General features: G+C 58.3%; 12 protein-coding genes. 4 read left to right on the top strand and 8 right to left on the bottom strand.

Annotated features, from left to right (window positions below):
- The 8 genes from AC07Y2_RS12690 to AC07Y2_RS12655 all read right to left on the bottom strand — a co-directional run bounded on the left by AC07Y2_RS12690 (position 1) and on the right by AC07Y2_RS12655 (position 8,411).
- Entirely contained in the window at positions 1-1,104 is a 1,104-nt protein-coding gene (locus tag AC07Y2_RS12690; protein ID WP_103386114.1) for an ABC transporter ATP-binding protein, read from the bottom strand.
- Between the two features lie 23 nt (positions 1,105-1,127).
- Positions 1,128-1,958 (bottom strand): carbohydrate ABC transporter permease, encoded by an 831-nt coding sequence (locus tag AC07Y2_RS12685; RefSeq protein ID WP_007957423.1) that lies wholly within the window; start codon positions 1,956-1,958, stop codon positions 1,128-1,130.
- An 8-nt stretch (positions 1,959-1,966) separates the two neighbouring features.
- On the bottom strand, positions 1,967-2,893 hold the full coding sequence (locus tag AC07Y2_RS12680; RefSeq protein ID WP_039768250.1) for a carbohydrate ABC transporter permease: 927 nt from the start codon (positions 2,891-2,893) through the stop codon (positions 1,967-1,969).
- Between the two features lie 145 nt (positions 2,894-3,038).
- Complete coding sequence (locus AC07Y2_RS12675; RefSeq protein ID WP_103386113.1) at positions 3,039-4,349, bottom strand: ABC transporter substrate-binding protein; 1,311 nt, start codon at positions 4,347-4,349, stop codon at positions 3,039-3,041.
- A gap of 226 nt (positions 4,350-4,575) precedes the next feature.
- Positions 4,576-5,481 carry an AraC family transcriptional regulator gene (locus AC07Y2_RS12670; protein ID WP_039768255.1) on the bottom strand — a complete coding sequence of 302 codons (906 nt, stop codon included), beginning with the start codon at positions 5,479-5,481 and terminating at the stop codon, positions 4,576-4,578.
- A gap of 99 nt (positions 5,482-5,580) precedes the next feature.
- Positions 5,581-6,444, bottom strand: a complete 864-nt coding sequence (locus AC07Y2_RS12665) for a phosphatidylinositol-specific phospholipase C domain-containing protein (protein ID WP_103386112.1) — start codon at positions 6,442-6,444, stop codon at positions 5,581-5,583.
- Positions 6,445-6,590: 146 nt separating this feature from the next.
- Positions 6,591-7,880 (bottom strand): glycosyltransferase, encoded by a 1,290-nt coding sequence (locus AC07Y2_RS12660; RefSeq protein ID WP_103386111.1) that lies wholly within the window; start codon positions 7,878-7,880, stop codon positions 6,591-6,593.
- A gap of 165 nt (positions 7,881-8,045) precedes the next feature.
- Positions 8,046-8,411: a response regulator gene (locus AC07Y2_RS12655; RefSeq protein ID WP_039768263.1), complete on the bottom strand. Its 366-nt coding sequence runs from the start codon at positions 8,409-8,411 to the stop codon at positions 8,046-8,048.
- Between the two features lie 264 nt (positions 8,412-8,675).
- On the opposite strand from AC07Y2_RS12655, the gene AC07Y2_RS12650 reads away from it, so the two are divergent.
- From AC07Y2_RS12650 to AC07Y2_RS12635, 4 genes are read left to right on the top strand one after another with little or no spacing between them, the layout of a single operon-like run.
- Complete coding sequence (locus AC07Y2_RS12650; RefSeq protein ID WP_039768264.1) at positions 8,676-12,167, top strand: response regulator; 3,492 nt, start codon at positions 8,676-8,678, stop codon at positions 12,165-12,167.
- Positions 12,167-13,000: a CheR family methyltransferase gene (locus tag AC07Y2_RS12645; protein ID WP_039768267.1), complete on the top strand. Its 834-nt coding sequence runs from the start codon at positions 12,167-12,169 to the stop codon at positions 12,998-13,000. Before AC07Y2_RS12650 ends, AC07Y2_RS12645 begins: the two co-directional genes overlap by 1 nt.
- A complete protein-coding gene (locus AC07Y2_RS12640) occupies positions 12,997-13,590 on the top strand; it encodes a chemotaxis protein CheB (protein ID WP_039768269.1) in 594 nt (197 codons plus the stop codon). Before AC07Y2_RS12645 ends, AC07Y2_RS12640 begins: the two co-directional genes overlap by 4 nt.
- Positions 13,584-14,798, top strand: coding sequence for a hybrid sensor histidine kinase/response regulator (locus tag AC07Y2_RS12635; RefSeq protein ID WP_103386110.1), 1,215 nt, complete (start codon positions 13,584-13,586; stop codon positions 14,796-14,798). The genes AC07Y2_RS12640 and AC07Y2_RS12635 overlap by 7 nt, the downstream gene beginning before the upstream one ends.
- The last annotated feature ends 35 nt before the right edge of the window (positions 14,799-14,833 follow it).

The raw sequence follows: 14,833 nt of genomic DNA, 5'->3' as shown, positions 1-14,833 counted from the left end.
TCAGGCGGCCGCGCGCAACGGGCGGGTCAGCGCCACGCCGTCGGCATCGAACAGATGGCAGTGGGAAGCGTCCAGGTGCAGGTTCAGTTGTTCGCCGTAACGGCTCGCCAGATCACCGCGCACGCGCATGGTCAGGGCTTCGCCGGCGTTGGTCTTGACGTGGCAGAAGGTGTCGCTGCCGAGCCGCTCGCTGACGTCGGCGGTGACTTGCAGGGTGCAGTCGCCCGCTTGCGCCAGTTCCAGATGTTCCGGGCGAATACCCAGGGTCACGGCGCTGCCGACACTCAGGTTCGCCGCGTTGAACGGCAAGTTGATGCGGGTACCGGCGTCCAGCGAGACTTCGCAGCTCGCGCCGTCAATGCGCGCGATCTGGCCTTTGAGAAAGCCCATTTTCGGTGTGCCGAGGAAACCGGCGACAAACAGGTTTGCGGGGTTGTGGTACAGCTCCAGCGGCGAGCCGACCTGCTCTATCTTGCCGCCATTGAGCACCACCACCTTGTCGGCCATGGTCATGGCTTCGACCTGATCGTGGGTCACGTAGATCATCGTGGCTTTGAGGTCCTTGTGCAGGCGCAACAGTTCCAGGCGCATCTGCACCCGCAGGGCGGCGTCGAGGTTGGACAGAGGCTCGTCGAACAGGAAGATTTTCGGGTTGCGCACGATCGCCCGGCCGATGGCCACGCGCTGACGCTGGCCGCCGGAGAGCTGTTTCGGCTTGCGTTCCAGCATCGGGCCCAGTTCCAGAATGCGCGCCGCTTCGCCGACTTTCTTCTCGACTTCGGCTTTCGGCACGCCGGCCAGGTCGAGGGCGAACGACATGTTTTTCTTCACGGTCATGTGCGGGTACAGCGCGTAGGTCTGGAACACCATCGCCAGATCGCGCTTGGCCGGGCTGACTTCGGTGATGTCGCGCCCATCCAGTTCGATGGTGCCGCCACTGACTTCTTCAAGGCCGGCGATCAGACGCAGCAGGGTGGATTTGCCGCAGCCCGAAGGGCCGACGAACACCACGAATTCCTTGTCGTTCACCTCAAGGTCGATGCCCTTGATGATGGAAAAACCTTCGAAGCCTTTTTGCAGATTCTTGATTTTCAGGTTGGCCATGGTGGCGCTCCTCATGCGAATTCTTATTTCACGGCACCGAACGACAGGCCGCGCACCAGTTGTTTCTGGCTGATCCAGCCGAAGATCAGGATCGGCGCGCAGGCCAGGGTCGAGACGGCCGACAACTTGGCCCAGAACAAGCCTTCGGGGCTTGAGTAGGAAGCGATCAATGCGGTCAGCGGCGCGGCTTTGGACGAAGTCAGGTTCAACGACCAGAAGGCTTCGTTCCAGCACAGGATCAGCGACAGCAGCACGGTCGACGCGAGGCCGCCCTTGGCGATCGGCAGCAGCACGCGGAGCATTTCCTGAGCCAGGGTGGCACCGTCGAGGCGGGCGGCTTCGAGGATGTCTTTGGGGATGTCCTTGAAGTAGGTATAAACCATCCAGACCACGATCGGCAGGTTGATCAGCGTGTAGATCACGATCAGCGCGATGCGCGTGTCGAGCAGGCCGAAACTCTTGGCCAGCAGGTAGATCGGCATCAGCACGCCCACCGGCGGCAGCATCTTGGTGGAGAGCATCCACAGCAGCGTGCCCTTGGTGCGCTGGGTTTCGTAGAACGCCATCGAGTAGGCCGCCGGCACCGCGATCAGCAGGCAAAGAGCCGTGGCGCTGAAGGAAATCACCACCGAGTTCCAGGCAAAACTGAAGTAATCGCTGCGCTCGTTGATGTGCAGGTAATTCTCCAGCGTCGGCGTGAAGATGAACTGCGGCGGTGTGGCGAAGGCATCGATTTCGGTTTTGAAACTGGTCAGCACCATCCAGAAGATCGGGAAGAAAATGATGATCGCGATGGCCCAGGCCAGCGTGCCGAGCAGCAGGCTTTGCAGCCGGCGGGATTGTTGAAGAGTCATGGCAGGCCTCAGGCTTTGTCAGTCAGGTTTTTGCCGATCATCCGCACCAGAATGATCGCGGCGATGTTGGCGATGACCACGGCGATCAGGCCGCCGGCCGAGGCCATGCCGACGTCGAACTGCACCAGCGCCTGGTTGTAGATCAGGTAGGCGAGGTTGGTCGAGGCGTAGCCCGGGCCGCCGTTGGTGGTGGTGAAGATTTCGGCGAACACTGACAGCAGAAAGATGGTTTCAATCATCACGACCACGGCAATCGGCCGTGCCAGGTGCGGCAGGGTCAGGTGCCAGAAGATCGCGATCGGGCCGGCGCCGTCGAGGCGGGCGGCTTCTTTCTGTTCCTGGTCGAGGGACTGCATGGCGGTCATCAGGATCAGGATCGCGAAGGGCAGCCATTGCCACGAGACAATGATGATGATCGACAGCAGCGGGTAGTGAGCGAGCCAGTCCACCGGCTGCGCGCCGAACAGTTTCCAGATGTAGGCGAGGATCCCGGACACCGGGTGGAAAATCAGGTTCTTCCAGATCAGCGCACCGACCGTGGGCATGATGAAGAACGGCGAAATCAGCATCACCCGCACGATGCCGCGACCGAAGAACTCGCTGGCCTCCAGCAGCGCACTGATCAATACGCCGAACACCACGCTGATCAGCAGCACGCTGCCTACCAGCAGCAAGGTATTGGTAGCGCCGGGCATGAAGCCGGAGTCGGTCAGAAAGTAGGTGAAGTTTTCCAGCCCGACGAATTCGTTGGTGCCCGGGTCGAGCAGGTTGTAGCGGATCATCGAGAAATAGACGGTCATGCCCAGCGGCACGATCATCCACAGCAGCAACAGGGCCACCGAAGGGCTGACCAGAAACCAGCCGGGATTGGCCACACGGCTTTTGCGCCGGGGCTGCGACAGGTCGATGTGGGCTTTGGCAGTTGAAGTATTCATGGTGATCACAACCGTTTTAAAAGGCAGACTCGATCCACTGTGGGAGCGAGCCTGCTCGCGATGAGGGTGGCCCATCCGCCACATTTATTGAGACCGGATTACCGCTATCGCGAGCAGGCTCGCTCCCACATGGAAATGCGCAGGATTACTTCGGATAACCCGCGCGCTTCATCTCGCGTTCGGTGGTTTGCTGCGCGGCGGTCAGTGCCTGGTCGACCGTGGTCTGGCCGATCAGCGCGGCGGAGAACAGCTTGCCGACCTGGGTGCCCACGCCCTGGAATTCAGGAATGGTCACCAGTTGAATGCCGATGTACGGCACAGGCTTGAGGGTCGGTTTGCTCGGGTCAGCGGCTTTCAGCGATTCCAGCGTGACCTTGGCAAACGGTGCGGCGCTCATGTAAGCGTCACTGTAGGTCGAGGCACGGGTGCCCGGCGGAACGTTGGCGATGCCGTCGGTCTTGGCGACCAGTGCGCCGTACTCTTTTGAGGTGGCCCAGGCGCTGAATTCTTTGGCGGCGTCTTTGGCCTTGGAACTGGTCGGAATCGCCAGTGCCCACGAGTACAGCCACGCCGAGCCTTTGTCGGTGACCTGATGCGGCGCGTAGGTAAAGCCGACGTGATCGGCGACCTTGCTTTGAGTCTTGTCGGTAACGAACGAACCGGCGACGCTGGCATCGACCCAAATTGCGCACTTGCCGCTGTTGAACAGGGCGAGGTTTTCGTTGAAACCGTTGCTGGAGGCGCCCGGTGGGCCGGATTTCTTCATGGTGTCGACGTAGAAGTTCAGCGCGTTCTTCCACTCCGGACCGCTGAATTCGGGTTTCCACTGCTCATCGAACCAGCGTGCGCCGTAGGCGTTGGCGACGGTGGTGATCAACGCGATGTTTTCACCCCAGCCAGCCTTACCGCGCAGACAGATGCCGTACTGTTCCTTGTCCTTGTGGGTGAGTTTTTCGGCGAAGCCGGCGATCTGTTCCCAGGTCGGGCGCTCGGGCATGGTCAGGCCGGCGTCCTTGAACAGGTCGGTGCGGTAGTAGGTGATGGAGCTTTCGGCGTAGAACGGCAGGGCGTACAGCGAACCCTTGACTGACAGGCCTTCGCGCACCGACGGAAATACATCGTCGAGGGCGTAGCTGGCCGGCAGATCCTTCATCGGTTCGAGCCAGCCTTTTGCACCCCAGAGTGCGGCTTCGTACATGCCGATGGTCAACACGTCGAACTGACCGCCCTGAGTGGCGATGTCGGTGGTCAGGCGCTGACGCAGGACGTTTTCTTCCAGCACCACCCAATTGAGCTTGATGTCCGGATGCTCGGTCTCGAAGGTCTTCGAGAGCTTTTGCATGCGAATCATGTCGCTGTTGTTGACGGTGGCGATGGTCAAGGTCTGGGCGCCAAGGCTGACGCTGCTGAGGGTCATGCAGGTGAGGGCCAGCAGAGCTTTTGCAGTGGGTTGCATCGTGCACTCCTTTTCTGCACCCGGCGGGGGCAGAAGGACAGTTATTGTTTTTGTGTTCTTCCAGCGGGGGAAGAATGTGCACTGATTACAGCCTTCTGACGCAGGGCTGACAAATCATCCCTAGCACTTGAATCGATACTTTTTTGCACTCGGGATTGGCGCGGCAAACGCAGGGAAGGGCGTTTCAGAAGGACGGCCGGCATGAATCCGTACAGGTTTTCCGGCGTCAGCCGTGGTTTTGCTCGGTCAGGCGTTGCACCACCAACCGCCGATAATGCGAAGGCGTCATGCCTTTGAGCTGCTGAAAACGCCGATTGAAATTGGAAATATTGTTGAAGCCCGACTCGAAACACACCTCGGTCACCGGTTTGTCGCCGTCCGCCAGCAGTTCGCAGGATTTGCTGATACGCAGGCGATTGACGAATTCGATGAAGTTGCGCCCGGTGGCCTGCTTGAACACCCGACTGAAATAGGTCGGCTTCATGCCCAGGTGCTCGGCGACTTCCTCCAGCGGCAACTCGCGGGCGTAGTGGGCGAAGATGTAATCCACTGCGCGGTTGGTGCGGTCGATGTTGTGCTCGTCGGCCAGTTGCGGGGTGGTCGCGCCGGACAGCAACTGGTAGTCGTCGCAGGCCGCCAACAATTCCATCAGGATGAAAAAATGCCCGAGGCGGGTGATGCCGTTTGAATCGGCGATGCGTTGCATCAGGGTCATGGCTTGGCGAATGGTGTGCGGGGAACGGAATTCGATGCCGTACTGCGCACGCTCGAGCAGCGGCGCCAGGGTCTTGAGTTCGGCGAATACCTGATGGCCGCTTTCAAACAGCTCATCGGTGAAGTTGACCAGCATGTCGCGTTTCTCGACCACTTCGTCTTCGGCCACCTGGCTGATCCAGTTGTGCGGCAGATTGGGGCCGGTCAGGAACAGCGTCTGCGGGTAGAAATTGCCGATGTAGTCGCCGATGAACACCTTGCCCGAACTGGCGACGATCAGGTGCAGCTCGTATTCCTTGTGAAAGTGCCAGCGCACCAGCGGGCAGGGGAAACCATGCTGGCGATAGATGATGGACAACCCGTTGTGGTCATCCATCAGCTCGTAGGAGGGATCGGTCACGCGAGCGGTTCGGGTCATGGCTGAGTGCTTTTCTTGTTATCGCCTGACGATCATGCCTCGTTTTCCGTGCTTAGCACCAGTGTGCGGCTTCGACAGCGCTTTGAATCACTGGTGTGATTAGATTTTTCTACGGGCTTTTGCAAGGTTGGCCGTTCGGCAGAATGAAACGATCCGACTATTTTTTATGAAGTCGAAATTAATGATGCTGCATCGCTGCGCCCATTCAGTTTTGTCCGGATCAAACCAGTTATCCAGCTCATCAAGGATGCGTAGGGGGCCGATAATGCCATAACAGGTCGTGCTTAGTGACCAAGGCCTCCCACCGGGTGGAGCTTTCATGACACTTTTAATGTATTGATAAAGATCATCGACGCTGACCATTTCTTTATTGATCCACGAGTGCGGGATCCTGTCGCAGAAATACCTGCGATCGAGTTGGTGGTGATAGGGGGCTGCCACTAATAATCGTTGCAAAGGACTCGCGGCTTTTAGCTCGTGCAACGCAAGATGCCTGTTTTCTACAGGAATTATTCGATCGCCAAGTTTTTTGAGCAGGGTGTCGTTGAACAGCTGGTAATCAAATTCGTCTGAACCTTTGTTGAGTTCATGAAAGTCCAGAATAATAAATTCATCTCGACTTCTTTCAAGAAACGATTCGATCTCGATTACCAGATCACCTAAATGGCGTGAAGACAGATATCCGCTGTGCTGGAACTGGAATTTCTTCATGTCGTCCGCTTTGGCGTAGTACCCCAGACGGAGGTCAAGTGCCCGGGCGCCACGGTTGAGTTGGGCATAGATCGGCACATCCTGACAAGCTATCCAGGTTTCAGCCAGAGGCACTGCATAAGATGCTTCACGGTCACAGCCGGCATTGTGAGCACCCGGCAAAGTCATCTCCGTAAGAGACAGGTCATCGATCGCCGGCGTGGCAGCCATCCAATTGTGAAGCTCAAAGTTATTATCCAAAAAATTATTCATCTATACATGCCTGCAAGTTTTTAATGGCGCCGACTTTGAAAGGTGATGGCGCTTGCAGGATGTTTATATTGTTTGGGGGTTTAAGTGGCCACTCATTATTTAATTCAGGTTGTTGGTTGTTGTTTGTGCTTGTTTCGGAGGTGTGCTTACTTGTTCAGGTTCTTCGCCTCGATCCATTGCGCCATGTATTGCGTGCTCTTGTGAGCGTGATGTCGCAACATGCCGCCCGTAAAGTTGCTGAGTCTCAGTTTTGCAATATTCTTGCGACATTCCTGCAGTTTATTGATCAGCGCCTGGCCATGGACCGCTTGCTGATAAATGTCCTTGAGCAGGGTATTGCCCTGAGACTGGGCAACTTGCCAACGGACTTCGTCGCGATAAAGTTGTACCGCGGCATTCGCCAGGTCCTGCGCCGTGCGGCAGACCGCGCCAGGCCACGGCTGATCGGTGTGCATGCCTTCCGCGCCAATAGGGGTAGTGACGCTGGGGGTACCGCAGAGCATGGCGTCGATCAGTTTTCCCTTGATGCCCGCACCGAAACGCAGAGGGGCCAGGCAAATACGTGCATCGGACATGACCTGCAACGCATCCTCTGCCCAGTTCATGATGTGAAAACCCTGCGCAACATTGTGCAACGCCGCTGCCTTGGGTGGCGTGTAGGCGCCATAAACATGCAGTTGGGCTTTTGGCAGTTGTTCGCGAATCAACGGCCAGACGGTCGATTTCATCCACAAGACCGCATCCCAGTTCGGCGCATGACGGAAATTGCCGATACTGAGGAAGTGCGCACGCTCTTCGAAGGGTTTCGCAGGGGTGCTGGGCGCTTCGACCATCAAGGGACACCAGTGCAACAGCTCGCGCGGCAGTTTGAACTGCTGCACCAGCAACTCGATTTCCACCTGCGAGATCATCAGGTTCAGGTCGCAGCGATACAGCGCGGCAATCTCGCGTTTTGCCAGATCGGTGTCAGCCATCAGCTCGAACTCTTCGGCCAGCGCCGGCGCAAACAACTGATTGAAGTCGTTGGCATCATCGCTGTGCTTGAGCCGGTCCTTCAATCGCTGGTGCCGGGCATGCCGCAGGCTTTGCAGATCCGAGGTTTCCAGAACACGCAACGCGTCGGGGCAGTGTTTTTCTATCCGCCAGCCGAATTGTTCTTCAATCATGAATTGATCGAAGAGCACGATATCCGGCGCCAGCTCGCTGATGAAGGTGTCGAAACTGCTGCTGTTCAGCTCGATCGGGACCGTATGGATTCCCAGCGAGCCCAAATCGGCCGGATGTTCGCCAACACCGGCAGGGCTGGCAAAGGTGATTTGCCAACCCTGGCGCAGGAACGTTTCGAGAATTTGCATCACATGCCCGCTTGCCGCAGAGGAACGAGGTTCCGGCCAGACGTAACCAATGACGAGGACTTTGGTTGCGGGCTGACTCATGAGAAACGGTTCCTGGAACGAAGTGACGGAAAAAAGGCGCGCGGATTAGACCATAACCCAGGCGTCGGGTGATCCGTTTTTATCGGGTTTGCATCGGACGAGGGCGAGGGAGAAGGCGATCGACAGGGCGTGTGAAAGCTTCATTCAGACATTGAAGTCTCGTGCTCAGGATTGCCCGAGAACGGCTTTGACCTTGTCTCGCAGTTGATCAATGGAAAATGGCTTGCCGATCACATGCATGTCCATCGGTACTTCAATGGTCTCGGCATAACCGCTGGCAAACAGAATCGGCAGTGTGGGGCGAATATTGCGGGCTTCGGTGGCCAGTTGACGGCCATCCATGATCGGCAAGCCGACGTCGGTCATCATCAGGTCGATGTGCTGATTCGTATCCTTGAGGATTTCCAGCGCCTGCTCGCTGCCATCTGCCTCCAGAACCTTGAACTCCAGCTCCTCCAGCACATCGACGATCAGCATGCGCACGATGGCATCGTCTTCTACTACAAGGATGGTGGACACAGGGCTGGACATAATGGCGGCTCTCAAGAATGGGGGACGGGGCGCCGGTCGATCAAAAATGCCGGGCTCTTGCATGAGTAAGTGGCGCATAGCCACAAGTTCCCGACGGCATACAAAAAAAGGATAGGCGCAAACGGGCGGGCAAGGATAACTGTTGGGCCGCGATTCGGCGTAGGCAAATGTAGGAAAACAGTACTAAAGCTGTGAGAAAAATGGATCCATGGTGCCGTTTTGGGGCAAACTCCCTGGTTTTCAACAGTTCGACAAGGCTGCCACATGTCCTCTCCGTCTTCGGTTGATGAGCAACGGTTTCGCAAACTCCTGACCCGCAACGTCAGTTTGCCGTTGGGCGTCGGCGTCATCAGTGCCGTGTTCTTCATTTCATTGATCACCTATTTGTTGTCCGTGATTCAGTGGGTGGAGCACACCGACCGGGTGATCAATAACGCCAACGAAGCGGTGAAACTCACCGTGGATCTGGAAACCGGCATGCGCGGGTATCTGCTCAGCGGCGACGAGCACTTCCTCGACCCGTACGAGACGGCCAAGCCCCGGATTGCCGTGGCACTCAACACGTTGCTTGAGCTGACTGCCGACAACCCGGCGCAAACCGATCGCCTGCGTCGACTTCAGGCGCTGCAAACCGAGTGGGCGACGTATGCGCAATCGATGATCGATCTGCAACGGGCCAGTGGCGATTACAAGTCGGCGGTCAAAGCGGGGAAGGGCAAGCGCCTGACCGATGAAATACGTAAACAGTTCGAAGATGTGATTGAAACCGAGCAGTTGCTGCGCGCCTCGCGCAACGAGGACGTGCGCCGCACCACGGTCTGGAGCATCAGCCTTTATCTGCTGTTCGTGGCCGGCATCAGCGGTCTGTTGGCCTATGTCGGTCGACGCGATCTGCTCAACCTTTCGCAAAGTTATGGTGCGACCCTCGCGGCGCAAGAGGCCAGCGCCCTTCGTCTGGAACAACAAGCGTGGCTGCGCAACGGTCAGACTCAGCTGGCAGAGCAGGTGCTGGGGCAACTGACGCTGAATCTGCTGGGGCGCAATATCCTGCAATTCTGCGCCCAGTACCTCGGCACCGCCGTGGCCGCGTTGTATGTGCGCGAGGAACATGGCGGCCTCAAACGCGTGGCGACTTACGGATTCTCCCGCGAACAGGAACAGCAGAATCAATTGATCTACAGCGATGAAGGCCTTGTCGGACAGGTCGCACAGCAGGCTCGGCTGCTTCGTCTCGATTCAGTGCCGTCCGACTACTTCAAGGTCAGTTCCGGTCTGGGCGAAGGCCTGCCGCACAGCGTGCTGGTGGTACCTACCAGTGATGACGAGCGGGTCAACGGCGTAATCGAGCTCGGTTTCCTGCGTCCGCTCACCGACCGTGATGTGGCGCTGCTGGAACTGATCGCCGGCAATATCGGCACCTCCATCGAAGCCGCGCGCTATCGCCAGCGCTTGCAGGAAGTGCTGGCTGAAACCCAGCAACTCAATGAAGAGTTGCAGGTGCAGCAGGAAGAGCTGAAAACCGCCAACGAAGAGTTGGAGGAGCAATCGCGGATTCTCAAGGAATCCCAGGCGCATCTGGAAACCCAGCAAGTCGAGCTGGAACAGACCAACGAGCAACTGGCCGAACAGGCCCAGACCCTGGCCGAGCAGCGCGACGCCATGGACCAGAAGAACACCGAGCTCAATCTGGCCCAGGTGCAGCTCGAAGAGCGCGCCGAAGAGTTGCAGCGCTCGAGCAAGTACAAATCCGAATTCCTGGCCAACATGTCCCACGAGCTGCGCACGCCGCTGAACAGTTCGCTGATCCTGGCCAAGCTGCTGGCGGAAAACCCGCAGGACAACCTCAGCGCCGAGCAGGTCAAGTTCGCCGAGTCGATCTACTCTGCCGGCAACGATCTGCTCAACCTGATCAACGACATTCTCGACATTTCCAAGGTGGAAGCCGGCAAACTCGAAGTGGTGCCGGAAAACACCAGCGTCGCGCGCCTGGCCGACGGCCTGCGCAGCGTCTTCGAACCATTGGCGGCGGACAAGAAACTGACGTTCACCGTCGAGTTGCAGCCTGATGCGCCGATCACTCTGTTTACCGATCGCCAGCGTCTGGAGCAGGTGATCAAGAACCTGCTGTCCAACGCCGTGAAATTCACCGAACAGGGCACGGTCAGCCTGACCATCGCCGGCCAGCCGGACGATCGCATTGCTTTCATCGTGCGCGACTCGGGGATCGGGATTGCGCAGGATCAACAGGAAAGCATTTTCGAAGCCTTCCGCCAGGCCGACGGCACCACCAACCGCAAATATGGCGGCACCGGGTTGGGGCTGTCGATTTCCCGGGATCTGGCGACGTTGCTGGGCGGTTCAATCAGCGTCAGCAGCGCGCCGGGGCAGGGCAGTGCCTTCACCCTGGTGTTGCCGCAACAATACCGCGAGCCGGGCGACGCGCCGGTCGCGCCGCTGACGTTCAGCCCGCCCGCTGCCGCTCCGGTCATTGCATCCGCCGTGACGGTTTCGCCGCTGGCCTCTGTCGACATTCCGCGCTTCAACGATGACCGCAATAAAGCGCCGTTCGATACCCGCTGCATTCTGGTGGTGGAAGACGAACCGAATTTCGCCCACATCCTCTATGACCTGGCCCATGAACTGGGCTACCAGTGCCTGGTCGCGCACGGGGCGGATGAAGGTTATGACCTGGCGCAAGAGTTCGTGCCGGACGCGATCCTGCTGGACATGCGCCTGCCGGACCATTCGGGCCTGACCGTTCTGCAGCGTCTGAAGGAAAACGCTCAGACCCGGCACATCCCCGTGCACGTAATTTCCGTGGAAGACCGCGTCGAAGCGGCCATGCACATGGGCGCCATCGGTTACGCGGTCAAGCCGACCACTCGCGAAGAGCTCAAGGACGTGTTCGCCCGTCTCGAAGCCAAGCTCACGCAGAAGGTCAAACGTGTGCTGCTGGTGGAGGACGACGATCTGCAGCGGGAAAGCATTGCCCGCCTGATCGGCGACGACGACATCGAAATCACCGCTGTAGGCCTGGCGCAGGACGCACTGGAGCTGCTGCGCACGACGATTTTCGATTGCATGGTCATCGATCTGAAGCTGCCGGACATGCTTGGCAACGATCTGCTCAAGCGCATGTCCACCGAGGACATCTGCTCGTTCCCGCCGGTCATTGTCTACACAGGGCGCAATCTGACCCGCGACGAAGAAGCCGAACTGCGCAAGTACTCGCGTTCGATCATCATCAAGGGCGCACGGTCGCCTGAACGTCTGCTGGATGAGGTCACACTCTTTCTGCACAAAGTCGAATCGCAGTTGTCCCATGAACGGCAGAAGATGCTCAAGACCGCCCGCAGCCGCGATAAGGTCTTCGAAGGACGCAAGGTGCTGCTGGTGGACGACGATGTGCGTAACATTTTCGCCCTGACCAGTGCGCTGGAAACCAAGGGTGCAGTCGTGGTGATTGGCCGAAACGGTCGCGAAGCGATTGAAAAACTGAATGAAGTCGAGGACATCGACCTGGTGCTGATGGACGTGATGATGCCGGAAATGGATGGTTTTGAAGCCACCATGGAAATCCGCAAGGATCCGCGCTGGCGCAAGCTGCCGATCATCGCGGTGACGGCCAAGGCCATGAAGGACGATCAGGAGCGCTGCCTGCAGGCGGGTGCCAATGATTACCTGGCCAAGCCCATTGACCTGGATCGCCTGTTCTCGCTGATTCGCGTGTGGTTACCCAAGATGGAACGCATTTAGTGGAACGTAGTAATTCCGTTGAGCGGAACAGTGAAATCGAACTGCGGTTGCTGATCGAGGCGATTTATCTCAAGTACAGCTACGATTTTCGCGATTACTCCGGCGCCTCGATCAAGCGCCGTGTGCAACATGCGTTGAGCCAGTTCGAGTGCGCGACCATCTCGGCCTTGCAGGAGAAAGTCCTGCATGACCCGACGGCGTTCATGCAGTTGCTGCAATTGCTGACGATCCCGGTCAGCGAGATGTTCCGCGATCCATCGCACTTCCTGGCGATCCGTCAGGAGGTGGTGCCGCTGCTCAAGACTTATCCGTCGATCAAGATCTGGATCGCCGGCTGCAGCACCGGTGAGGAGGTCTACTCGATGGCGATCCTGCTGCGCGAAGAAGGCCTGCTTGATCGTACGATCATCTACGCCACCGACATCAACCCGCGCTCGCTGGACAAGGCCAAGCAGGGGATCTTTTCGATGGAGAACGTGCGCGCCTATACGGCCAACTATCAGCAGGCCGGCGGTCAGCGCTCGTTCGCCGACTACTACACTGCGGCGTACGGCTACGCGATTTTCGACAAGAGCCTGTGTGAAAACGTGACGTTCGCCGATCACAGCCTGGCGACCGATAGTGTATTCTCCGAAACTCAATTAATTTCATGTCGTAACGTGTTGATTTATTTCAACAAAAAACTTCAGGATCGAGCGTTCGGGTTGTTCCATGAATCGCTGTGCCACCGTGGCTTCCTCGTGCTGGGCAGCAAGGAAACCCTGGATTTTTCCGGCTATTCCAACCAGTTCGAACCGCTGGTGAAACAAGAACGGATCTACCGCAAATCATGAACAGTGCAGCGGATTTGCCTCGGGTCGAGGCGATTGTGGTCGGGGCTTCCGCCGGTGGCGTCGAGGCCTTGCTGACCATGCTTGGCTCGCTGCGGGCCGGGTTCGGTCTGCCGATCATCATCGTGCTGCATTTGCCGGAAGAGCGCCGCAGCCAGCTCGCCGAGGTGTTCGCCCGGCGGCTGGCGCTGCCGGTAGCAGAAGCCATCGATAAACAGGACATCACGCCCGGCACCGTGTACTTCGCGACGCCGGGTTATCACCTGTCGGTGGAACAGGACCTCAGTCTGTCGCTGAGCCTTGAAGACCGCTTGCACCATTCGCGGCCTTCGATCGATTTCCTGTTCGAGTCCGCCGCTGATGCCTATGGGCCGGCGCTGGCCGCAGTGCTGCTGACCGGCGCGAACCACGATGGCGCGCGAGGCCTGGCGCAAGTCAAACGCCTGGGCGGGCTGACCATCGTGCAGGACCCCGACGAGGCGCAGGTCGCCACCATGCCTCGCGCGGCACTGAAAACGCATCAACCGGATTACATCCTTCCCATACACGGCATCGGCCGTCTGCTTGTCGAGCTGGAACGAATCGCATGCTGAGTAATATCCAGGCAAAACTGCTGATCGTCGACGATCTGCCCGAGAACCTGCTGGCCCTCGAAGCGCTGATCAAACGCGAAGACCGCACCGTCTACAAAGCGCTGTCGGCGGACGAAGCGCTGTCGCTGCTGCTGCAACACGAGTTCGCCATGGCCATCCTCGACGTGCAGATGCCCGGCATGAACGGCTTCGAACTGGCCGAATTGATGCGCGGTACCGAGAAAACCAAAAACATTCCAATCATCTTCGTCAGCGCCGCTGGCCGCGAACTCAATTACGCGTTCAAGGGCTACGAAACCGGGGCGGTGGACTTCCTGCACAAGCCGCTGGACATCCATGCGGTAAAAAGCAAGGTGAATGTCTTTGTCGATCTGTACCGCCAGAGCAAGGCGATGAAGCAACAGGTCGAAGCGCTGGAGCAGAGCCGTCGCGAACAGGAAGCGCTGTTGCAGCAACTGCAAAGCACCCAGGGCGAACTGGAGCAGGCGGTACGCATGCGTGACGATTTCATGTCGATCGTCGCCCACGAAGTGCGCACGCCCCTTAACGGCCTTATCCTCGAAACCCAACTGCGCAAGATGCACTTGGCCCGGGACAACGCTGCCGCGTTCACCCTCGACAAAATGCACGCGATGGTTGACCGCGACGAGCGCCAGATCAAAAGCCTGATCCGGCTGATCGAGGACATGCTCGACGTCTCGCGGATCCGCACCGGCAAGCTGTCGATTCGCCCGAGTCGCTTCGATCTCGCGCAGTTGGTGAGCAACTTGCTGCAAAACTTTGCGCAACAGATCGAGGCGGCGGAAACCACCGTTTCCTTCGAAGCGGAGAGTCCGGTCGAAGGCTGCTGGGATGAGTTTCGCATCGAACAGGTGATTTCCAACCTGCTGACCAATGCCTTGCGTTATGGCGGTAGAAGCCCGATTCAGGTGCGCGTCTATCGCCAGGGCAACCAGGCACGTGTCGAGGTCCAGGATCACGGCATCGGCATTAGCGAGGAAAATCAGAAACGTATTTTTCAACAGTTCGAACGCGTCTCCGCCAAGACGGTGGTGGCCGGCCTCGGACTGGGTCTGTTCATCTCCGAACAGATCGTCGCCGCCCATGGCGGCTTCATCGTCGTCGAAAGCAAGATCAACGAGGGCGCCCTGTTTCGCGTTTGTCTGCCGCTCCAGGAAAACGGCGAAACAAACGCAACCTCTGAGTGACCGCACGGTCGTATCAGCAGCTATTGACCGAACAA

This window comes from Pseudomonas sp. GW456-12-1-14-TSB6 (genome assembly GCF_059424205.1).
This window is presented reverse-complemented; position numbering and strand designations above follow the sequence as displayed.